The sequence below is a fragment of the Streptomyces solicamelliae genome, from assembly GCF_045348655.1.
Classification (GTDB): Bacteria; Actinomycetota; Actinomycetes; order Streptomycetales; family Streptomycetaceae; genus Streptomyces; species Streptomyces solicamelliae.
In genome coordinates, this window is the sequence record NZ_CP160404.1 from 4677797 (window position 1) to 4698273 (window position 20477).

Below are 20477 nucleotides of genomic sequence, written 5' to 3' on the forward strand. Positions count from 1 at the left end.
GTGGGGGCATGACGGATCTCCCGGGCCGTCGTCTGCTCCTGGTGCACGCGCACCCGGACGACGAGTCGATCAACAACGGCGCCACCATGGCCAGGTACGCGGCGGAGGGCGCCGGGGTGACCCTGGTGACCTGCACCCTCGGCGAGGAGGGCGAGGTCATCCCGCCCGAGCTCGCGCACCTGGCACCCGACCGCGAGGACCGGCTCGGCGACCACCGCGTCGGTGAACTCGCCGCCGCGATGAAGGAACTCGGTGTCGCCGACCACCGCTTCCTCGGCGGACCCGGCCGGTACCGCGACTCCGGGATGATGGGCGTCGAGCAGAACCACCGCCCCGGCGCGTTCTGGAACACGGACGTCGACGACGCGGCTGTGCACCTGGTCGAGATCGTCCGCTCGGTCCGCCCGCAGGTCCTCGTCACCTACGACCCCGACGGCGGCTACGGCCACCCCGACCACATCCAGACCCACCGCGTCGCCATGCGCGCCGCCGAGCTGGCCGCGGACCCCGCGTACCGGCCCGACCTCGGGCCCGCCCACGAGATCGCCAAGATCTACTGGAACCGCGTCCCGCGCCCGGTCGCCGAGGCCGCCTTCGGCCGGCTGCGGGCCGAGGACCCCGGTTTCCCGGGCTTTCCCGGGATCGCCGAGGTGGACGACATCCCCGGTGTGGTGGACGAGGCGCTGATCACGACGGTGATCGACGGTGCCGGGTACGCGGAGCGGAAGGCGGCGGCCATGCGGGCCCATGCCACGCAAATCGCCGTCGAAGGCCCGTACTTCGCGCTCTCCAACAACCTCGGGCAGCCCCTGTTCACCACCGAGTACTACGAGTTGGTGCGCGGCCGGTCCGGCGCGTCGGCGGGGGAGCGGGAGACGGACCTGTTCGCGGGCGTGGCGGGTGTGGCGGGCGTGGAAGGTGTGCAGGGCGTGGCGGGTGTGGAGGGCGGAGAGGATGTAGAGGATGTACAGGGGGCGGAGAGGTGAGCCCCTTGAGGACCGCCGGGCAGGTCGCCGCGTACCTCGGCCTCGCCGTGCTCGGCTTCGTCGTCGGCACCGCCGGGGTGCTGATCCAAGCCGCCTGGCTCCCGGCCGGGTTGTTCCTCGCGCTCCTCGCGACCGCCGCGATGTTCTACGGCGGGGTGCGCGCGACCGGCAGTCAGCTCGCCATCGCCGCCTCGGCCGTGGGCTGGCTCGTGTCGATCGTGCTGCTGGCGGTCGGACGCCCGGAAGGTGACGGTGCGTTCGCCGGCGACCTGGGCGAGGGGGTCTTCCTGCTGGGCGGCATGGCCCTCGCTGTGATCTGCGCCACGACGGCGAAGGTTCCCCGACCGACGCCCTGAACTCGCCGACTCCACACATGACCTGCCCGGGCCTTCACGTATGACCTGCCCGGACTTCGGCCGGATTGCCCGTTCCCGTCCACCCGGCCGTCGGGTACGTGTCGGCCGGGTTCAGTATGGTGGTGCGCGCCGCCGAGCCGCCCGGGCACAGGTGCACCAGCAAGAGCGGGCGGCGGAGCCAACCGGGAGAGCCTGCTTTGAGTCGTGAAACTGGTCGAGAGACCGACAGTTCGTCCTCCGGCGCCGCTCAGGGGCGTGGGGGAGCCGCGTACCCCTCGGGGACGCCGCCGTACGGATCCCGCCAGTATCCGTCGCTCCACCCCACGCAGGACGCTCCGGCCGACAGCGCCGCCGACGCCGCCGGTGACGGCGCGAACCGGTCGCAGCAGCCGGAGGAGCCGAAGACCGAGACCACGCTGACGACGCGCATCCGGATCAACATCCCGGGTTCGCGGCCGATCCCGCCCGTGGTCGTGCGCAAGCCGGTCTCCGAGGCGGAGAAGGACAAGAGGTCCGCCGCCCCCGCCCAGGAGCCCGCCGCTGCCGTGGCACCCCCCGCCGAGCCGGAGGCCACCGAGCCGCCGGCCCGCGAGGAGAAGAAGCCGACGAGCGACTGGTTCGCGCCCCGCAAGAAGGACGCCGGCGACGCGGGCGGCGCCAAGCCCGGCGGTCAGGGTGGCCCGGGCGGACAGGGCGGACAGGGCGGACAGGGCGGCCCTGCGTACGGCTCCGAGCCCGGCGGTCAGGCCGCGCCCGGCGTCCCCGGCGGTGTCGCCGGCGGCCTCGGCGCGACGACCGGCGCTCCCGCCGGTACGAGGCGCCCCGACGCTCCCGGAGCGCCCGACGCTCCCGGCCGCGGCGGCCTCCCGACCCGCCCCGGACGCTCCGGCAAGCCGGGCCCCGAGGGCCTCGGCGCTCCGGGTGCCCCCGGCACCGACCCCTTCGCCCCCGCGGACCCGTTCGCTCCCAGGGACCCGTTCGCTCCCGCCGACGGCGCGGCCTCGGCCGGCCTCGGCGACCCGTTCGCCCCGGGGCCCGGCGCGTCCGGCCCGTCCGATCGCCCCACCCCGTCCCTCGGCCTGCGCCCGCCGGGCGTCACCGGACCGACCGGCCCCACCACCGGCCCGGTCACCGGCACCGCCAACCTGGGCGGCGGCGCGCCCGCGCCGCGCATGGCCGACGACACCTTCCAACTGGCCCCGATCACCGACGACACCCCGCCGCCCCCCGGCAGCAGCCACGTCTCCGGCGACACCCTGACCAGCGGGATCCCCGTCATCACCCCGGAGAGCCGCGGCCCGAACCCGTTGGCCCCGCGCCTCGACGGCCCGGAGCCGATGCAGTTCTCCGCCCCGGACTTCCCGGGCGCCGCGTCCCCGGCTTCCGGTACCGCTCCGGCTCCCGCCCCCGCGCCCCGTGCCGCCAGGCCGGCGTCCACCGCGCAGGCCCCCGCGAAGAAGGGCCGCTCCAAGCTCGCGATGGCCGCCTTCGGCATCGTCGGCCTCGCGGGCGTCGCGTACGGCGCGGGCCTGCTGCTCAACCACTCCGAGGTGCCGAAGGGCACCACGGTCCTCGGCGTGGACATCGGCGGTGGCACGAAGGAGGAGGCCGTCGGCAAGCTCGACGCGTCCTTCGGCGCGCGCGCCGTGAAGCCGCTGCAGCTGGCCGTCGACGGCCGCAAGCAGGAGCTCGCCCCGGACAAGGCCGGACTGACCCTGGACAGCCAGGCCACCGTCCGCAACGCGGCGGGCACCGACTACAACCCGGTCTCCGTCATCGGCTCGCTCTTCGGCAGCGCCCGCGAGGCCGACCCGGTCATCCCGGTCGACGAGGAGAAGCTGGCCGTCGCGCTCGCGGACATCGCGGGAACCTCGGGTTCCGTGCAGGAGGGCACGATCACCTTCCAGCCGAACAAGGCGGTCGCCGTGCCGGGCAAGGCCGGCAAGGGCCTGGACGTGGCGCGCTCCGTCGTCTCGGTCAAGGACGCCTACCGGGCGCAGGTCGAGACGGGCGATTCGAAGGTCGTCGAGCTGCCGGTCACCACCGCCGAGCCCACGATCACCCAGGCCGAGCTGGACCGGGCGATGAAGGAGTTCGCCAAGCCGGCGATGTCCGGCCTGATCACGATCAAGGCGGGCCCGAAGAAGATCGACTTCGGCCCGGCGCGCTCGCTGCCGAAGATCCTGTCCATGAAGGCCGTCGACGGCCGCCTGGTCGAGGTCTACGACAAGAAGGCCATCGACGAACTTCTGGACGGCGTCTTCGACGGCATCATGATCACGAAGGCGGACGGCAAGAAGCACCCGGTCTCGGCCGACGACGTGGCCTTTGTGATGAAGGACGCGCTGCTGGGCAAGACCAAGGCCGAGCGGACGAAGACCATCGACCTGAACGGCAACGGCTGAGGCAGGTCACACGGAACGGCACGGTACGGCGCTCGTCGGGGACGACGGGCGCCGTCGCCGTTTCGCGCACCGTACGCGGCTCAGCCCGGCGGCGAGGCGTCCCGCACGGACTCCACTGACTCCGGCTTGGCCGGCTCCGGGTCGGACGGCCACGGCATGACCTCCGCCTCGGCCTCGGCCGCGGCGATTGCGGCGTCCAGGTCGGCGAAGGCCGCCGCCACCCGTTCCAGACGGGCGGCCTCCTTGCGGCCGGCGAGGGCGAGGAATGCCGAGACCGGGAGGCCGTTCTCCTTGGCCACTTCCCGGATCAGTTCCGCATCCTCAGGATCAAGGCTGATCGAGATGTGCGTCTTGGCCATACAGCCAGCGTACTGCCGCGCCGACGCCGTCCCGGCGGGCTCACCACGTGCCCCCGTACCGCTCCCGCTTCATCCGCAGCCAGTGCTCGATGACCTCGGTCTCCGCCTGCGACGCCTGCCGTAGGTCGGCGGCCTTGATCGTCGCGACGAAGTGCATGAACCGCACCCGCCGCCGATCTCCGTCGACGCCGATGACCTTGCCGGGGCCGTACACGTCCGTCCCGGTATGCGCGACGAAGTCGCCTTGCTCCATGAAAGAGCCCTCACTTTCGCTCTCTGTGTCGAACTGCTCACAGAGTGGAAGGGGTCGGGCTACGCTCGGTAGGGGTTTGGGCGTGCCATCGCGGAAGTCACGAGGGGGTGGGGGATGGCCATCGAAGACAACCCGGAAACCCGCAGGAAGTACGGCGAGGAACTGCGCCGCCGCCGCGAAGCGGCCGGCCTGACGCAGGAGCAGCTGAGCGAGCGGACGATCATCTCGCGTACGCACCTCGCCCACATGGAAGCGGGCCGCCGCCGCCCGAGCGTCGAAGACGCGAGACGGCTGGACAAGGCGCTGGGCCCCGACGACTTCTTCGAACGCTTCCTGCCGACGCTGGACGGCAAGGCGGTGGCGGAACACTTCGCGGAGGCGCTGGAGTTCGAGGGGGTGGCGACGGTGATTCGGGTGTATGCCGCCAAGTTGGTGCCTGGGATCCTCCAAACCGAGGCGTATGCCCGTGAAGTGCTCAGCTCGGGCTCGTCGCCGAAGAGCGATGAGGCACGTGACAAGCTCCTTGCCACAAGGTTGGAACGGGCCCGCATCCTCGACGATTTCGACTCTCCGGTCGTCTGGACGATTCTGGACGAGGCCGTACTGCGCCAGCACGTCGGTGGTCACGCGGTGATGTGCGAACAGCTCCGTCACATCGTGAGGATCGGAGAGAGCCGCCGCATACGGGTGCACGTGCTGCCGTTCTCGGTGGGCTATCACGCGCTGATGGAGGGCGTGGTCTCACTGATGTGGTTCGCCGAACTCCCGCCAATCGCTTACGTGGAGGGGCTGAAGACGGGTCGGGTCTGGGAGGATCCCTTCATGGTGCGGGAGTGCCAGGTCGCCTACGATCATGCTCTGGGCGACACTCTGTCGCATCGCAACTCCCTGGCTCTGATCAGGTCCATCGCGGAGGAGTACGAACATGCAGCACGTCACGATCGGCATTCCTGACGCGTCCGTGCTGTCCGGGTGGCGGAAGTCTTCGTACAGCGGCGGCGAGAGCGGCGACTGCCTCGAAGTCAGCGACGCCACCCGCCCCACCCGCGTCCCCGTCCGGGACAGCAAGAACCCCACCGGCCCCGCGCTCCTCTTCGCGGCCACCGCGTGGGCGCCGTTCGTGGACGCGGTGAAGCAGGGCGGGTTCGCGGCGCGATGACGATCGAGCGTCCGGGACGCCCGGAGGACCTGCCGCCCGCGGAACTGCTCTGGGCGCGCTGGGCGCTCATCGCCGCGCTGGAGGCGACGAGCGCCAAGGAGACCGACCGGTACCCCGTCGGCGTCTGGATCGACGACGAGGGGCTGCACCTCGACGACTGCGGATGCACCTGGTGGACGTACTCACGGCTCGGTGAGGGCCGGTACGTGCTGTACGGCGAGGACGAGTCGAGCGGCGTGAAGTGGCACGAGACGCCGATCGACATGCTCGCGGGAGGCCCGGACTGGCTCCCGTACGAGGAGCTGCGCGACCGCCTCGCCGGGAACGAGCTGGGCTGCGTGTACTGGTACGAGAACGGCGCGTGGGCGCGGGCGCCGTACCCGGACGACCTGGACGACGACGGCCTGGACTGCGGGATGAGCCGCTTCGTGGAGCGCGGGGAGACGCGGGTGATGATGTTCGACTGCGTCGACCCGGCCCGCGCGGACGAGCTTCTGGACGCGGCGGAGGCGGGCGCGGTCACGCCGGAGCTCCTGGAGGGCCTGGGCGAGCGCCGCCGGGACGGCGACCCCCGGGACCTCCCGGCGATGCTGCGGACGCTGGCGCGGGCGCGGGCCGTCTGACGCCGTCCGGGGTGCGGGGGGCCGGTCGGTCTCCCACTCTGGAAGGAGCCGGCCTGAAGCGAGTGCCGGGCGCGCGAGGAGTGGCATGAGCGGACAGTTCGAGGCGACGGTCGACGTGGAGCGTCCGATCGACGAGGTGTTCGCGTATCTCGCGGACGGGCGCAACGATCCGCAGTTCAGCCCGCGGGTGCAGGAGATCGAGCGGACTCCGGAGTCGCCGACGGCGGTGGGGACGGTGTTCCGGAGCACTGTGAAGGACGCGGGGATGAAGACCTCGCGGGTGTTCCGTGTGACCGATTTCGAGCCGCCGAGGTCGATGCGGTGGGCCGAGGTGTCGAAGAACCTGGTGACCGCGAGCGAGGGCGGCTACGACCTGGAGCCGCTGCCCGAGGGAGGGACCCGGGTGCGCATCCACAACGTCCTGGAGGGCCACGGTCTGGGCAGGCTTCTGGTGGGCCTGGCGCTGGGCGCGGCCCGCAAGGACGCCCCGGCGTTCGGGCAGCGCATCAAGGCCGCGGTGGAGGCGAACGTACGCGGCTGAGGCTGAGGCCGAGGCTGAGGCTGAGGGCTGAAGTGGACGTGCGCTAGGTTCGGCCTCACGGCGGGCTCGAACGGTGCGGAGAGTGATGCGAGTGGCGTACGACGTCCCTGCGAACGTGGCGTGGAGAGGGTTGAGGGCATCGGCTGAGGGCGACCTGAGGCAGCTCCTCAACGAGTGGGATCCGATCGGCGTGGCGGACGAAGTGCCGGACGAGTACGACTGCATGCTCGCCCCTCTGCTCCAGCGGCTCCGCGGCGGCGCCGACGAGACGGCGATCGGCGCGTTCCTGCGGCACGAGCTGGAGGACCACTTCGGTCTCGACCCTGTGCACCGGGAGCCGGAGGAGATGGCCGCCCGAGTGATCGCCTGGTGGAGTCAGAACGGTGGGGCGTCGGAGTAGTCGCTCGTCCACCAGGCCCGCCAGCGCTGCCGGCAGGACGTGGGCCGTGCGGACGGGGTGTCCAGCGAGGCCCAGTCCGTCTCGCGCAGGAACTGTCTGTGGGCGGGGAGTTCGTCGTCGCGGTGCGGGTGGGGGGGCACCGGCGGGGGGTACAGCATCCAGAGGCGCTGGTGGGCTTCTGGTGCGGCCGCCCTCTTTCCGAGTGTGGCCCCTGGAGGCGCCGGGTCAAGGGCGCTCCTATCGTCGCGTCGCTTCGCGATTCCGCTTGCGCTCCACCCTTGACCCGGCACCTCCAGGGGCCTTTTCACACTCGGAGGGCGGCCGGGGGTGAGGGTCCGCGCGTAGCCCTGGGGTGGTGCCTGGCCGCCGTGGGCGGCCGGCGGGTGGGCACGCGGTCGTTGAGTGGGGCGCCCAATGCCGTCTCGGCGGCCGCCAGGCCGTCGTGGGGTGCTGCGCATGCCCGGCTGGTGTCGTTTCGGTGCTCTCGGCGTTCCGGATCGGTGGGGGAGTGACGGGGTGAGGGCTGTGTGACTCACGGGCAGGTGACTACCGCTCCGCAGCGCCGAAACGTCCGGCTCTGGGGGTGGGGCGTCAGGTGGCTACGTACTCGTCGAAGGGCTCGATGCCGACCTCCATGATGTTGTCGGGCCGGTCGCCGTGCCGTGCGGTCAGGCGGCGCGACGCCAGCTGCTCGGCGGGGGCGTCGCTGTTCGCGTGGACTGCGGAGCGGTGATCGGCCGCGGCCATGTCGGTGAGAGGCGCCTTTTCGCGCGGGGATGACGGATCTCCCCCCGAAGCCGGGCGTCGTGGTCAGAGGACGCCCACCAGGACGATGACCAGGGCGGGTGCGGCGATGAAGACCGTGCCCAGGTAGACGGCCAGGACCCAGCGGTGCTCCGAGGCGACGCGGGCCAGGTTCTCGGCGCAGAAGAGGGGGACGGGGCGGAGGAGGGGGATCACGTAGATCGCGATGATGGCGAAGACGTTGTAGATCAGGTGGACGAAGGCTGCCTGCAGGCCGATCTTCGCGTCCTGTCCTACGCCGGCGAAGGCCGCGAAGACCACCGTGAACGTGGTGCCCAGGTTGGAGCCGACGACGACGGGATACACCTGGGCCGGTTTCAGGATGCCCGTTCCGGCGAAGGGGACCAGCACGGATGTGGTGATCGTCGAGGACTGGGTGACGACGGTGACCCCCATGCCCGATGCCATCGCGAGGTAGGCGTTGCGGCCGACGGCCTTGATCAGGATGTCGCGGGCCCTGCCGACCATGAGCAGCTTGAGCAGCTTGCCCAGGTAGCGGACGGCGACCAGGATCAGCCCGGCGCCGATCAGGATCGTGAACAGGGGGCCGAAGGTGCTGCTGATGTGGGTGGTCGCTTGGATCACTGCGTGTTCCACCGGTCTGGTGGCTGCCCGGATGAAGTTGAAGTGGGCCGGGTTCGGCAGCCAGTCCGTGCCGTACAGCGCGTCGGTGAGTGTTCCGCTGATGCGTTGCAGCGGGTGCCAGACCAGTTCGATCGGGAAGAAGATGAGCAGCGCGAGCCAGTTGTAGAAGTCGTGGACGGTCGAGGCGCCCAGCGCCCTGCGGAACTCCGTGCGGTTGCCGATGAAGGTCAGGGCGACCAGGCTCGTCGTCACGGTGGTGCCGACGTTCGCGCCCAGGATGATGGGGATCGCGCCCTCGATGGACAGCGCGCCCGACCCCACGGCGGTGACGGCGATGGCCGTCGTCGTGGTCGACGACTGGATCAGGACCGTACCGAGAATGCCGACGCTCAGCCCCACCCACGGGTGCGCGGCGAAGGCGAACATGGTGTGCGCCGCCTCGGTGCCCAGCCCCGCGAAGCCGCGGCTGATGACGCTCACGGCGCAGATCAGCAGGTAGATCAGCCCGACGACACCGGCTCAGCCGAGGGCCTTGGTCCAGGTCGGGAGCGGGACGGCCGCGGTGCCGTCCTCGGCGTTGGGGGTGATGAGCGCCGAGCCGCCGTCATTCTTCTTGTGTCTCGGTCCGTCGGCCTCCGCCATGGATCAAGGCTACGAGCTCCTGACCAGGGGCGCGCGTGGCCCGGCGCCGTGCGGGTCACTAGTTCAGCATCGCCCGGGCCGCCTTCGCGCGGCTGCGGATGCGGTCGGCCGCCGTGGGTTCGACGGTGGCGACGACTTCCGCGTACGACTCCAGTTCCGCCGCGCCCTTGAGGAAGTCGCCGCGCTGGACGAGGAGTTCCGCGCGTTCGTAGCGGAGTCTGGCCGGGTGGGAGGGGAGGAGGAGCTGGAGGTCCAGGGCGATCAGGGCGATGTCGGAGCGTTCGGGGCGGGGGGCGGCCCAGGCGCGGATGTTGTTGAGGATGCGGCGGACGATGTCCAGGGGGTCGGCCGGCAGGAGCATCGAGGGGTCGAGCGTCTCGCCCGTCGTGCCGGCCACCAGGAGTTCCGCGTCCCGGCCGGTCATCTCGCGGCCGCCGGCGAAGGGGTCCGCGAGGACCTGGTCGGGGAGCGGGGTGAGCGGGTCGCCGAGGCCGACGACGAAGTGGCCGGGCAGGGCGATGCCGTACACGGGGGCCTTGGCCCGCCGGGCCACCTCCAGCCAGATCACCGAGAGGAGGATCGGCAGTCCGCGGCGGCGGCGCAGTACGCGGTGGAGGAGGGATGATTCCAGGCGTTGGTAGTCCGTCGACGCGCCGTGGAAGCCTTCTCGGTCTCCCAGGACCTCTGCCAGGGCTGCTGCCCAGGCGCGGGCCGAGCGGGCGCCGTACGGGAGCAGGCCGGCGAGCCGGTCCAGCTCGACGTCGGCCTCGTCGAGGTCCCGCTCTGTGGCGAGCGGATCGAAGGCCGCGCCGAGCAGCAGGCACAGCCGGGTGAGGTCCGGACGCTCGGTCCGGGCCTCCTCCGCGAACTCGCGACCCCAGTCGGTCACCCCTGACCGCCCGCCCGGTAGTGGTGGTAGTGGTGATGGACCTGGAAGCCCATCCCCGTGTACATCGCCTGCGCCCCGTCGTTCTCCGACTCCACCTGGAGCCAGGCCGCCGACGCGCCCTCGTCCAGCGCCCGCCGGGCGAGCGCGGTCATCACCGCCGTGGCCAGGCCCTGCCGGCGGTGCTCGGGTGCGACCTCCACCGCCATGAAGCCGGCCCAGCGGCCGTCGACCACACACCGTCCGATCGCCGCCGGTATGGGTCCCGTGCCCGGTACGGATGCGAACCACACACTCGGGCCGCCGCGCAGTACGTCGAGCACATGGGGTCCGGGCACACCGAACCGCTGGTAGCGCTGGAGCCACGACTCGTCCAGATCGCGGTCGAGGCGGACGGCGGAGACGTCGGCGTCGAGGTCGGCGACGGGCGCCAGGCCGCCGATCTGCACCTGCGCCGAGACCTCCCGCGTCCAGCCGCGCTTGTCCAGCTCGGCGCAGAGCAGCTCCTGCGTGCCCTCCGCCCCGGTGGCGGTCTGCACGTACGCCGGCAGCTCCCGGGCGGCGTACCAGTCCCGTACGCGCTCCAGCGCCGTGTCCAGGTCCGTGCCGGGATCGCCCAGCGGCAGCGCCGAGTTGGCCCGCTTGGTGAACCCGCCGGAGGCCCGCAGCGTCCATTCGCCCAGGGGCTCGCTCTCCACCGGCGGCCAGCCGCGCGCGGTGACGCGGGCGAGCTCCTCGTACGAGGCCGCGGGGCCGCGCCGTCGGGCCGGTGCCGGGGGCACCACCTTGCCCGCGACCAGGGAGGATTCCGGGATGCGGACGGTCTCGCCGGTGCGCCGTGTGATCGCCACCACACCCTCGTCCCAGGATGCGAGAACACCCACGGCGTCAGCGAAGGCCGGCTCGCTCGCCGGGAGGTGTGTCAGATACCGGACGGAGACGCGTTTGCCCACGTCAGAACCGGTAATACGGACCTCGAGCAGACCTCCGCCGGTGAATTCCACGGTTCTCCCCGCCCCTCCTGTTCGGATCGTCTCCAAGAACGGAGATACTAGGGGCGGGCATCGACGACGCCGCGCTCCCGCGCAGAGCCAGCCCTACCGAGGAGGAATGACAGCGTGACCTACGTCATCGCGCAGCCTTGTGTCGACGTGAAGGACAAGGCGTGCATCGAGGAGTGCCCCGTCGACTGCATCTACGAGGGCCAGCGGTCCTTGTACATCCACCCGGACGAGTGCGTCGACTGCGGGGCCTGTGAGCCGGTCTGCCCGGTCGAGGCGATCTTCTACGAGGACGACACTCCGGAGGAGTGGAAGGACTACTACAAGGCGAACGTCGAGTTCTTCGACGACCTCGGTTCGCCCGGTGGTGCCTCGAAGCTCGGCCTCATCGAGCGCGACCACCCCTTCATCGCCGCTCTGCCGCCGCAGAACGGCTGATCCGCGCCGATCGCGCACCTTCGGTCCCGCACGGTGTGTCCTCCGTGCGGGACCGTGGTGTCTCCGCGTCCCGTACGTACGAGAAAGTGAGCACCGTGTCCGCAGTCTCCTCGCGTCTTCCCGTCTTCCCCTGGGACAAGCTCGAGCCGTACAAGAAGACCGCCCTGGCGCACGCCGACGGCATCGTCGACCTGTCGGTCGGCACGCCGGTCGACCCGGTGCCGGCGCTGATCCAGCAGGCCCTGGTGGCGGCCGCGGACTCGCCCGGCTATCCCACGGTGTGGGGCACGGCCGCGCTGCGCGACGCGATCAGCGGCTGGTGCGAGCGGCGGCTCGGGGCGGTCGGCTTCGGGCACGAGAACGTCCTGCCGGTGGTCGGCTCGAAGGAGCTGGTGGCCTGGCTGCCGACGCAGCTGGGGCTCGGCGCGGGCGACAAGGTGGCGTACCCGCGGCTCGCGTACCCGACGTACGAGGTCGGCGCGCGGCTGTGCGGCGCGGAGCCGGTCGTCTACGACGACCCGACGGAGCTGGACCCGGCGGGGCTGAGGCTGCTGTGGCTCAACTCCCCGTCGAACCCGACGGGCAAGGTGCTGCCGAAGGACGAGCTGACCCGGATCGTCGCGTGGGCGCGGGAGCACGGGGTGCTGGTCTTCTCGGACGAGTGCTACCTGGAGCTGGGCTGGGAGGCCGACCCGGTGTCGGTGCTGCACCCGGACGTGAGCGGAGGCTCGTACGAGGGGATCGTGGCCGTCCACTCCCTCTCGAAGCGCTCCAACCTGGCGGGCTACCGGGCGGCGTTCGTGGCCGGTGACCCGGCGGTGCTCGGCGAGCTGCTGCAGATCCGCAAGCACGGCGGGATGATGACGCCCGCACCGGTGCAGGCGGCGACGGTGGCGGCGCTCGGCGACGACGCGCACGTGGCGGAGCAGCGGGAGCGGTACGCGGCCCGGCGCGCGGCGCTGAGGGCGGCGCTCGAGGCGCACGGCTTCCGCATCGAGCACAGCGAGGCGAGCCTGTACCTGTGGGCGACGCGGGACGAGCCGTGCTGGGACACGGTGGCGTACCTGGCGGAGCTGGGCATCCTCGTCGCGCCGGGCGACTTCTACGGCGAGGCGGGGGAGCGGTTCGTGCGGGTCGCGTTCACGGCGACGGACGAGCGCGTGGCGGCGGCGGTGAAGCGGCTGGGGGCGTAGGGCCTTCGACGCGGAAGGGCCCGGGGGCGGCAGATGCCCCCCCCGGGCCCTCTTGCTTTCCCCGGTCAGCCGAGAAGGCCGTTGGTGGGCAGGCTCTCGGTCGGCAGGCCGCTGGTGGGCAGGCTGTCGGTGGGCAGCTTGTCCTTCGCGCCGCCGACGAGCTGCCCGGCACCGCCGGTGGCGTCGCCGGCGGCCTCCTTGGCGAGCGGGGTGGCGGTCTTGCCGGTCTGGCCCACGGCGTCGGTGGCGCCGTCGACGGTCGAGGCGGCGCTGCTCGGGTCGAGCTTCGTCAGCCCGGCCAGCCCACCGGCCGCGGGCAGCTCCGCGGCACCCGCGACACCGGCCGCGCCGATCACGGGCGCGGCTCCAGCGGCGACCAGCAGCGCGGCACGGGCGATCCGACGGCTCAGGGGGAGGGACATGTTGCTCCTTCGACGGTGGGGACGTGGTTGTCGCGCTGATCAACCGCGCCGGGGGAGGGAGAGGTTGCGGCGACGCAATGTAAAGACTTGGTAACGCGTCGCATAATCGGACGCACAGAAACCCGGACGAAGCACATGGTGGCGGCGCCGTCAGCGGAACCGTTTACCCCTCGCCCCGACAAGGGACCGGGTCGGGCATGACGGAGATGTGAAGGCCGGGTCCGCCGCCCGCCCGTGGCGCAGACCGGAATACCCGCAGGGGTGACCCGTCGTACGGGTGTGTGCGGGGTGGGTGGGACGATCCTCGGATGCGAGAGTTCGACGAACTGGCCGACGTGGACGACCCGGCCTGGCCGGAGCTGCGGACCATGCTCGAAGCGAGCTCCCTGCCGGTCCGGGTCCTGCCCCCGGACGTGGGGGAGGCCCGCCGCAGCCTGCTGCAGATGCAGGTCACCGCCCGCTCGACGCTGGGCGCGCTGGCGCTGTGCACCGGCGGACTGCTGGTGGACGGCGGCTGGCTGCGGGTGTTCGGCGGCGGCGCGGAACTCCCGAGCCTGGCGCGGGTGAACGGCTTCCCGGGCACCTTCGCCCCCTCCTGGGCCCCGGAGACGGCCCTGGTCGTCGCCCACGACGTGCTCGGCGGCGTCTTCGCCCTGAACGCCGCCGACCCGGCGGGCGCGGGCCGCCCCGGAGCGCCGGGCGAGATGACGTACTTCGCCCCCGACACGCTCGCGTGGGAGCCCCTGGAGGCGGGCCACTCGGGCTGGCTCTCCTGGCTCTTGGCCGGCGGCCTGGACTCGTTCTACGGGAGCCTGCGCTGGCCGACCTGGCGCGAGGAGACGGAGCTCCTGACGCCGGCGCAGGGCATCTCGGTCTTCCCGCCCCTGTGGTCGAAGGAGGCCCACGCCGACCTCGCCGCCACGAGCCGCCGCCCGGTCCCGATGCGCGAAGTACTGGGCGTGGCCGCCGACTTCGCCCGTCAGGCGGGCCCGGCGGACCCGGGCTTCCTCGGCCAGGTGTGAAGTGCCCGACGTGCTTCCGGGAGCCAGGCACACCTTCGCCGCCGAGGTCGGCGACCGTGAGCACGGACTGCGCCGCGTGGACCTCTGGGCCGCCGGGGAAAGTGGCTGACCTGCGACGACAACATGGTGTTCGTGCCGCAGTTCCGCTTCAGCGTCCTGGACACGGCCGCCTGGCTGCGGTCGGGCGGCGGCTCGCCGCTGCCGTTCCCGGGGCTGTCGGCGGAAGCCACGCATGGCCGTTTCAGGCGTCGGGCGCAGGCGGACGACGAGAGCGAAGCCGATGACGAGCTGCGCGGCCGGCACATGACCCTGCACTGGGGCCCACGACGGACAACGTGATCGCCTACCTGTTCCGCGAGGCGGACCGCCTGACGATCACGCTGGAGTGGTGGCGCGAGGCCGCGGGCGCGGTGCTCGTGGCGGAGCTCCCGGTGGGGGAGTTCGTCGGGATCCTGGAGGGCGTCGGGGCCGCCCTGGACGCGGACGGGAGTGCGTCGGCCCAGTCAGGGGGCGACGCGGATGCGGACCGTGTCGGGGGGCGTGGCGTTCGCCGTGGCCTTGGTCCAGGTGCCGGAGACGTCGGTGGCACGCCATATGCGCCCGGCGTAGGCGACCTCCTCGATGCGGAGGGATTCGGCGCGGGCGACCGACCAGTTGGCGAGCTCCCAGCCGTGCTGTTCCGCCGGGGCGGACGTCTCGCGGACCGGGACCGACACGACCGCCTCGGGCTGCGGGCCCGCCGCGTTGCGGCCCGCGCTCGGGGTGGCCGGGAGGGTCGGCTTCAGGTCCTTGCCGAAGGCGCGGATCAGTTCGTCCCGGACCTGGGCCGGGTCGCCGGCGCGGCCGTCCGAGGGGCGGGCCGTGCACGACAGGGACGCGCCCGAGCGGCCGGTCAGCGCCGCCGCCAGCAGCGTCGCGTCCGGCTCGTGCTTGGCGTACGCCTGCGGGAACCCGCTGCGCTGCACCTTCTGCGCCGCCACGGTCAGCGGCAGCCGGGAGTAGCCCGGCACGTCTTCCAGGTGCTCGTAGAACTTTCCGGACGAGTACACCGGGTCGAGGATCTGCTCCGGCGTGCCCCAGCCCATCGACGGGCGCTGCTGGAACAGGCCCAGGGAATCCCGGTCGCCGTGCTGGATGTTGCGCAGCGCCGACTCCTGCAGCGCCGTCGCCAGCGCGATGGTCACGGCCCGCTCGGGCAGCCCCCGGGTCCGGCCCACGGCGGAGATCGTCGCCGCGTTCGACGCCTGCTCGGGGGTGAACTCGTACGTGTTCGCACCGCTCCCCACGGTGCATTTCGGCGCACCCTTACCGCCCGTCACATAGTGGACGGCCACATACGCGGCCAGCCCGGTCAGCACGGCCAACGCGGCCGTGAATCGGGCGAGACGGCCGCGGCGACGGCGCCTGCGGCCGGAAGACGCGGAAGTGGGGGGGGTCTCGGGCACGGGCCCACCGTACTGGAGTCCGGTTACGGCCCCGCCACCCCGTCCGTATCACGGCATGAGCGGCACCGGAACCGCGGGGGCGGGCGCGTTAGGGTCGAGCGCATGGCAGACGGCGAGACGACGGCAGACGGCGAGGCAGTGACGATGACCGACCACACCGAGGGCACCCCCCTGGACCTCACCCTCGACGGCCCGGCCCTCACCGCCGCCCTCGTCGACTTCCCCTCCGTCAGCGGGACGGAGAAGCCCCTGGCCGACGCCATCGAGCAGGCCCTGCGCGCCCTCCCGCACCTCACCGTCGACCGCCACGGCAACAACGTCGTCGCCCGCACGAACCTCGGACGCGCCGAGCGCGTCGTCCTCGCGGGCCACATCGACACCGTCCCGATCGCCGACAACGTCCCCTCCCGCCTGGACGAGAACGGCGTCCTGTGGGGCTGCGGCACCAGCGACATGAAGTCCGGCGTCGCCGTGCAGCTCCGCATCGCGGCCACCGTCCCGGATCCCAACCGCGACCTCACCTTCGTCTTCTACGACAACGAAGAGGTCGCCGCCCACCTCAACGGCCTGGGACATGTGGCCGAGGCCCACCCCGACTGGCTGGAGGGCGACTTCGCGATCCTCCTCGAGCCGTCCCTCGGCGAGGTCGAGGGCGGCTGCCAGGGCACGCTCCGCGTCCACCTGCGCACCGAGGGCGAGCGCGCCCACTCCGCGCGCTCCTGGATGGGCTCCAACGCCATCCACGCCGCCGCCCCGATCCTCGCCCGCCTCGCCGCGTACGAGCCGCAGAACCGGGTGATCGACGGCCTCGAGTACCGCGAGGGCCTCAACGCCGTCCTCGTCAACGGCGGCGTCGCCACCAACGTCATCCCCGACGCCTGCACCGTCACCGTCAACTTCCGCTACGCGCCCGACCGCTCCATGGAGGAGGCGGAGGCGCACGTCCGCGAGGTCTTCGCGGACTGCGGCGTCGCCGAGTTCGTGATCGACGACCACAGCCCGGCCGCCCTCCCCGGCCTCTCCCACCCGGCCGCGCAGGCGTTCATGAAGGCCGTCGGCGGGGCCGCGAAGCCCAAGTTCGGCTGGACCGACGTGGCCCGCTTCAGCGCCCTCGGCGTGCCCGCGGTCAACTACGGGCCCGGTGACCCTCTGTACGCGCACAAGCGCGACGAGCACGTGCACGTGGACAAGATCCGGCACTGCGAGGCACGCCTCCACGACTGGCTGACTGCCTGACTCCCGCAATTTCGCTCTTTGTCACCTGAGGCGACCTACGCTGACCGCACAACATCGGCAACATCGGTGGAGGGAGCAGGCCATGGCCATGCCCGAGGGTGCGTCGAAGCCGGAGGAGCAGCGGCTCGGTCCGGTGCTGCGGCGCCGCGAGCAGATCGTGCCGGGAACCACGGATCAGCGGCTGCTGGACACCGAGGGCGACTCCGAGTGGGTGCACACCGATCCCTGGCGGGTCATGCGCATCCAGTCGGAGTTCGTGGAGGGCTTCGGTGCCCTCGCGGAACTGCCGAGCGCGATCAGCGTCTTCGGCTCGGCCCGTACCCGGCCGGACTCGCCCGAGTACGAGGCCGGCATCCGGCTGGGCCGGGCGCTGGTCGAGGCCGGCTTCGCGGTGATCACGGGCGGCGGCCCGGGCGCCATGGAGGCGGCGAACAAGGGGGCGCGGGAGGCCAAGGGCATCTCGGTCGGCCTCGGCATCGAGCTGCCCTTCGAGCAGGGGCTGAACCCGCACGTCGACATCGGCGTCAACTTCCGGTACTTCTTTGTCCGGAAAACGATGTTTGTGAAATATGCGCAAGGGTTCGTCGTCCTGCCCGGCGGCCTCGGCACGCTCGACGAGCTCTTCGAGGCCCTGACCCTCGTCCAGACCCGCAAGGTCACCCGCTTCCCGATCGTCCTGTTCGGGACGGAGTACTGGAAGGGCCTGGTCGACTGGCTCCGGGACTCGGTCGTCGCCGGCGGCAAGGCCTCGGAGAAGGACCTGCTCCTGTTCCACGTGACGGACGACGTGGACGAGGCGGTGGCCCTGGTGTCGAAGGAGACGGGCCGGTAGGGGAGCCGACGCGGGCGCGCGAGCGCCCGCGTCAGGTCGGCTACGCCAGCCCGCGCCGCGCGACCGCCGGCTCCCGGTGACCCGCGATCGCCGCCACCATGTCCAGCACCTGCCGGGTCTCGGCCACCTCATGCACCCGGTACACCTGCGCCCCCAGCCACGCGGAGACCGCCGTCGTCGCCAGCGTCCCGAGGACCCGCTCCTTGACGGGCCGGTCGAGCGACTCGCCCACGAAGTCCTTGTTGGACAGAGACACGAGCACGGGCCACCCCGTCTCCGCCATCTCCCCCAGCCGCCGGGTCGCCTCCAGGCTGTGCCGGGTGTTCTTCCCGAAGTCGTGACCGGGGTCGATCATGATCCCGTCGCGCCGCACACCGAGCGCGACGGCGCGTTCGGCGAGGCCGAGGGTGACCCGCAGGATGTCCGCCATGACGTCCTCGTACTCGACCCGGTGCGGCCGCGTACGCGGCTCCGCACCGCCCGCGTGCGTGCACACGAGCCCCGCTCCGTACCGCGCGGCGACCTCCGCGAGCTTGGGGTCGACGCCGCCCCACGCGTCGTTCAGCACGTCCGCCCCGGCCTCGCAGACGGCCGCGCCGACGTCGTGCCGCCAGGTGTCGACGCTGATGACCACGTCCGGGTGGCGCCGGCGCACCTCCGCGACGAAGCCGACGGTGCGGCGCGCCTCCTCCTCGGCGGTGACCTCCTCGCCGGGACCGGCCTTGACGCCGCCGATGTCGATGATCGCCGCGCCTTCGGCGACGGCCTGCTCGACGCGGGTGAGCGCGGGCTCGTCGCGGAAGGTCGCGCCCTGGTCGTAGAACGAATCCGGGGTCCGGTTGACGATCGCCATGATCACCGGCTCGTGCGGCCCGAATTCCCGCCGCCCCAAGCGCAGCATCCCCTTTGTCCTCCCTCGTCCCTCGGGTCTCTTCGCCTGCGACCCTAGCTGTCGGTGACGCATGGCACGATCGGCACGGGACGAATTCCACACCGGGAGAGGCGCGCTGTGTTCTGGTTCTTGGCTGTAGCGATGGTCGTGGTCGTCGCGGCGGTCACCCTGGTGGTGGTCGGCGGCGGCGACGGTGAGGTGCTGCCCGAGGCCGCGCCGGAGGGCCTGGTGGATCCGCTGCCCGCGACGCGCCCGGTGGGCAGGGCGGACGTCGAGGCACTGCGGCTGCCGGTGGCGGCGCGCGGGTACCGGATGGCGGACGTCGACGACGTACTGGCCCGGCTGGGCGCCGAGCTGGCGGAGCGGGACGCGCGGATCGCGGAGCTGGAGGCGGCGCTGGCGGGCGCGCAGGCGCAGGCGGTGTCGCGACCGGACCTGTTCAAGAAGCCGGGCCCGGAGGACGAGCGATGACGGAGGCCGGTGTGTCGATCGCGGGTCCCGACGGACGGCTCCGCTGCCCCTGGGGCCTGTCGGCGGAGGACTACGTCGCGTACCACGACGAGGAGTGGGGCAAGCCGGTCCGCGGCGACGACGCGCTCTTCGAGCGGCTGTGCCTGGAGGCGTTCCAGTCGGGTCTGTCGTGGATCACGATCCTGCGCCGCCGGGAGGGCTTCCGGAAGGCGTTCGCGAACTTCCGGATCGCCGAGGTGGCGCGGTTCGGGGAGCCGGACCGGAACCGGCTGCTGGCGGACGAGGGCATCATCCGCAACCGGGCGAAGATCGACGCGACCCTGGCGAACGCGAAGCTGCTGGCGACCTGGACGCCCGGGGACCTGGACGCGCTGATCTGGTCCCACGCCCCGGACGCCGGCCGTCCGGCGCCGCGCACGCTGGCGGACGTCCCGGCGGTGACCCCGGAGTCCACGGCCCTGTCGAAGGCCCTCAAGAAGCAGGGCGTCCGCTTCGTCGGCCCCACGACGGCCTACGCCCTGATGCAGGCCTGCGGCCTGGTCAACGACCACCTCGAGGACTGCGCCCTGCGCTGACGGCGGGGTGCGACCCCGCCCCCGGCCGGGGGGCGGGGGACCCGTGTCAGCGGCCCAGGTACTTCGGCTTCTCCTTGGCCAGGAAGGCGCGCACCGCGATGGTGTGGTCCTCCGACGCGCCCGCCTTGGACTGGAGCTCGTCCTCCTTCTCCAGGGCCTCCTCCAGGGAGTGGTCCGCCCCGTACGCCAGGGACTCCTTCAGCGCCGCGTACGAGACCGTCGGGCCCTCCGCCAGGGTGCGCGCGACCGCCTCCGCCTCCTTGGCGAGGTCCGCCGCGGGGACCAGGCGGTTCACGATGCCCAGCTCGTACGCCTCCTGCGCCGTGATCGACCGCGGGAACAGCAGCAGGTCCGACGCCCGGCTCGCGCCGATCAGCCGCGGCAGCGTCCACGACATGCCCGAGTCCGCCGTCAGGGCGACACCCGCGAACGACGTGTTGAACGACGCCGTGTCCGCCACCACCCGGTAGTCCGCCGCCAGCGCGAAGCCGAAGCCCGCACCCGCCGCGACACCGTTCACGCCCGCCACCACCGGCTTCTTCATGCCGGCCAGGGCTCGCGTGATCGGGTTGTAGTGCTCGCGCACCGTGCTCATCACTTCGGTCGAGCCGGTCTCGTGGGCCGACAGCAGCAGGCCCACGTGCTCCTTCAGGTCCTGCCCCACGCAGAACGCCCGGCCCGTCGCGGTCAGCAGCACCGCCCGAACGGCCGAATCCGCCGCAGCCGCCTCCGCGGCGTCCCGGAGAGCCACCTTCGCCGCCACGTTCATCGCGTTCATGGCCTCGGGCCGGTTGAGCGTGATCGTGGCGAGCCCGTCGCTCACCTCGTACAGGACGGTGTCGGCCATGTCAGATCCCCTTCGGACGGTCAGCGTTGATCGCTGATCCGACCAGCATGGCGGAGTTCTGCCCTGAGGGAACATGTGAGCTGCGTCAAACATTCGGCGCGTCG

General features: G+C 72.1%; 28 protein-coding genes. 16 read left to right on the top strand and 12 right to left on the bottom strand.

From position 1 onward, the window contains the following. Positions 1-8: 8 nt before the first annotated feature. The 3 genes from mshB to ABZO31_RS21890 all read left to right on the top strand — a co-directional run bounded on the left by mshB (position 9) and on the right by ABZO31_RS21890 (position 3747). Entirely contained in the window at positions 9-986 is a 978-nt protein-coding gene (gene mshB / locus ABZO31_RS21880) for an N-acetyl-1-D-myo-inositol-2-amino-2-deoxy-alpha-D-glucopyranoside deacetylase (RefSeq protein WP_406862950.1), read from the top strand. Then, a complete protein-coding gene (locus ABZO31_RS21885; RefSeq protein WP_406862951.1) occupies positions 983-1342 on the top strand; it encodes a DUF6113 family protein in 360 nt (119 codons plus the stop codon). Before mshB ends, ABZO31_RS21885 begins: the two co-directional genes overlap by 4 nt. A gap of 197 nt (positions 1343-1539) precedes the next feature. Beyond that, positions 1540-3747, top strand: a complete 2208-nt coding sequence (locus tag ABZO31_RS21890; RefSeq protein ID WP_406862952.1) for a hypothetical protein — start codon at positions 1540-1542, stop codon at positions 3745-3747. An 80-nt stretch (positions 3748-3827) separates the two neighbouring features. Here the strand turns inward: ABZO31_RS21890 and ABZO31_RS21895 are convergent, their stop codons facing one another. Beyond that, positions 3828-4106: a hypothetical protein gene (locus tag ABZO31_RS21895; RefSeq protein ID WP_406862953.1), complete on the bottom strand. Its 279-nt coding sequence runs from the start codon at positions 4104-4106 to the stop codon at positions 3828-3830. Between the two features lie 40 nt (positions 4107-4146). Then, the gene (locus ABZO31_RS21900) at positions 4147-4359 is read right to left on the bottom strand and encodes a hypothetical protein (protein ID WP_406862954.1); all 213 of its coding nucleotides are present in this window, start codon (positions 4357-4359) and stop codon (positions 4147-4149) included. A gap of 114 nt (positions 4360-4473) precedes the next feature. On the opposite strand from ABZO31_RS21900, the gene ABZO31_RS21905 reads away from it, so the two are divergent. From ABZO31_RS21905 to ABZO31_RS21925, 5 genes are all read left to right on the top strand, one after another. Next, positions 4474-5313 carry a helix-turn-helix domain-containing protein gene (locus ABZO31_RS21905; RefSeq protein ID WP_406862955.1) on the top strand — a complete coding sequence of 280 codons (840 nt, stop codon included), beginning with the start codon at positions 4474-4476 and terminating at the stop codon, positions 5311-5313. Further along, positions 5285-5518, top strand: a complete 234-nt coding sequence (locus tag ABZO31_RS21910; protein ID WP_406862956.1) for a DUF397 domain-containing protein — start codon at positions 5285-5287, stop codon at positions 5516-5518. Before ABZO31_RS21905 ends, ABZO31_RS21910 begins: the two co-directional genes overlap by 29 nt. Beyond that, complete coding sequence (locus tag ABZO31_RS21915) at positions 5515-6141, top strand: hypothetical protein (RefSeq protein WP_406862957.1); 627 nt, start codon at positions 5515-5517, stop codon at positions 6139-6141. Before ABZO31_RS21910 ends, ABZO31_RS21915 begins: the two co-directional genes overlap by 4 nt. Positions 6142-6226: 85 nt before the next feature. Next, positions 6227-6682: an SRPBCC family protein gene (locus ABZO31_RS21920; RefSeq protein ID WP_406862958.1), complete on the top strand. Its 456-nt coding sequence runs from the start codon at positions 6227-6229 to the stop codon at positions 6680-6682. A gap of 130 nt (positions 6683-6812) precedes the next feature. Then, a complete protein-coding gene (locus ABZO31_RS21925) occupies positions 6813-7082 on the top strand; it encodes a hypothetical protein (protein WP_406862959.1) in 270 nt (89 codons plus the stop codon). On the opposite strand, the gene ABZO31_RS21930 is transcribed toward ABZO31_RS21925, so the two are convergent. From ABZO31_RS21930 to ABZO31_RS21955, 6 genes are all read right to left on the bottom strand, one after another. Further along, positions 7058-7222, bottom strand: a complete 165-nt coding sequence (locus ABZO31_RS21930; RefSeq protein WP_406862960.1) for a hypothetical protein — start codon at positions 7220-7222, stop codon at positions 7058-7060. The genes ABZO31_RS21925 and ABZO31_RS21930 overlap by 25 nt on opposite strands. A 451-nt stretch (positions 7223-7673) precedes the next feature. Then, positions 7674-7829: a hypothetical protein gene (locus ABZO31_RS21935; RefSeq protein WP_406865574.1), complete on the bottom strand. Its 156-nt coding sequence runs from the start codon at positions 7827-7829 to the stop codon at positions 7674-7676. Between the two features lie 63 nt (positions 7830-7892). Continuing rightward, entirely contained in the window at positions 7893-8975 is a 1083-nt protein-coding gene (locus ABZO31_RS21940) for a Na/Pi symporter (protein WP_406865429.1), read from the bottom strand. A 15-nt stretch (positions 8976-8990) separates the two neighbouring features. After that, positions 8991-9113, bottom strand: coding sequence for a hypothetical protein (locus tag ABZO31_RS21945; protein ID WP_406862962.1), 123 nt, complete (start codon positions 9111-9113; stop codon positions 8991-8993). 58 nt (positions 9114-9171) lie between these two features. Next, on the bottom strand, positions 9172-10002 hold the full coding sequence (locus ABZO31_RS21950; protein ID WP_406862963.1) for a transglutaminase-like domain-containing protein: 831 nt from the start codon (positions 10000-10002) through the stop codon (positions 9172-9174). Beyond that, complete coding sequence (locus tag ABZO31_RS21955; protein ID WP_406862964.1) at positions 9999-11003, bottom strand: GNAT family N-acetyltransferase; 1005 nt, start codon at positions 11001-11003, stop codon at positions 9999-10001. Before ABZO31_RS21955 ends, ABZO31_RS21950 begins: the two co-directional genes overlap by 4 nt. A gap of 114 nt (positions 11004-11117) precedes the next feature. On the opposite strand from ABZO31_RS21955, the gene fdxA reads away from it, so the two are divergent. Both fdxA and ABZO31_RS21965 read left to right on the top strand, forming a co-directional pair. Next, entirely contained in the window at positions 11118-11438 is a 321-nt protein-coding gene (gene fdxA / locus ABZO31_RS21960; RefSeq protein ID WP_031078476.1) for a ferredoxin, read from the top strand. Positions 11439-11533: 95 nt separating this feature from the next. Then, the gene (locus tag ABZO31_RS21965) at positions 11534-12631 is read left to right on the top strand and encodes a bifunctional succinyldiaminopimelate transaminase/glutamate-prephenate aminotransferase (RefSeq protein WP_406862965.1); all 1098 of its coding nucleotides are present in this window, start codon (positions 11534-11536) and stop codon (positions 12629-12631) included. Positions 12632-12696: 65 nt separating this feature from the next. Here the strand turns inward: ABZO31_RS21965 and ABZO31_RS21970 are convergent, their stop codons facing one another. Next, positions 12697-13053, bottom strand: a complete 357-nt coding sequence (locus ABZO31_RS21970; RefSeq protein ID WP_406862966.1) for an ATP-binding protein — start codon at positions 13051-13053, stop codon at positions 12697-12699. Positions 13054-13361: 308 nt separating this feature from the next. Here ABZO31_RS21970 and ABZO31_RS21975 point away from each other — a divergent pair, with 308 nt between their 5' ends. Continuing rightward, complete coding sequence (locus ABZO31_RS21975) at positions 13362-14075, top strand: DUF2625 domain-containing protein (protein ID WP_406862967.1); 714 nt, start codon at positions 13362-13364, stop codon at positions 14073-14075. Positions 14076-14198: 123 nt separating this feature from the next. After that, positions 14199-14414 carry a hypothetical protein gene (locus ABZO31_RS21980; RefSeq protein WP_406862968.1) on the top strand — a complete coding sequence of 72 codons (216 nt, stop codon included), beginning with the start codon at positions 14199-14201 and terminating at the stop codon, positions 14412-14414. 164 nt (positions 14415-14578) lie between these two features. Here ABZO31_RS21980 and ABZO31_RS21985 read toward each other — a convergent pair whose 3' ends face one another. Next, positions 14579-15520 (bottom strand): hypothetical protein, encoded by a 942-nt coding sequence (locus ABZO31_RS21985; RefSeq protein ID WP_406862969.1) that lies wholly within the window; start codon positions 15518-15520, stop codon positions 14579-14581. Between the two features lie 144 nt (positions 15521-15664). Between ABZO31_RS21985 and dapE the strand changes: the two genes are divergently transcribed. Then, positions 15665-16756: a succinyl-diaminopimelate desuccinylase gene (dapE, locus tag ABZO31_RS21990; RefSeq protein WP_406865430.1), complete on the top strand. Its 1092-nt coding sequence runs from the start codon at positions 15665-15667 to the stop codon at positions 16754-16756. A gap of 82 nt (positions 16757-16838) precedes the next feature. Beyond that, complete coding sequence (locus ABZO31_RS21995; protein ID WP_406862970.1) at positions 16839-17588, top strand: TIGR00730 family Rossman fold protein; 750 nt, start codon at positions 16839-16841, stop codon at positions 17586-17588. 40 nt (positions 17589-17628) lie between these two features. Here the strand turns inward: ABZO31_RS21995 and folP are convergent, their stop codons facing one another. Further along, positions 17629-18489, bottom strand: coding sequence for a dihydropteroate synthase (gene folP, locus ABZO31_RS22000; RefSeq protein WP_406862971.1), 861 nt, complete (start codon positions 18487-18489; stop codon positions 17629-17631). A gap of 108 nt (positions 18490-18597) precedes the next feature. Between folP and ABZO31_RS22005 the strand changes: the two genes are divergently transcribed. Next, on the top strand, positions 18598-18951 hold the full coding sequence (locus ABZO31_RS22005; RefSeq protein WP_406862972.1) for a hypothetical protein: 354 nt from the start codon (positions 18598-18600) through the stop codon (positions 18949-18951). Continuing rightward, a complete protein-coding gene (locus ABZO31_RS22010) occupies positions 18948-19526 on the top strand; it encodes a DNA-3-methyladenine glycosylase I (RefSeq protein WP_406862973.1) in 579 nt (192 codons plus the stop codon). Before ABZO31_RS22005 ends, ABZO31_RS22010 begins: the two co-directional genes overlap by 4 nt. 46 nt (positions 19527-19572) lie before the next feature. Here the strand turns inward: ABZO31_RS22010 and ABZO31_RS22015 are convergent, their stop codons facing one another. Next, on the bottom strand, positions 19573-20373 hold the full coding sequence (locus ABZO31_RS22015) for an enoyl-CoA hydratase/isomerase family protein (protein WP_406862974.1): 801 nt from the start codon (positions 20371-20373) through the stop codon (positions 19573-19575). Positions 20374-20477: the final 104 nt, after the last annotated feature.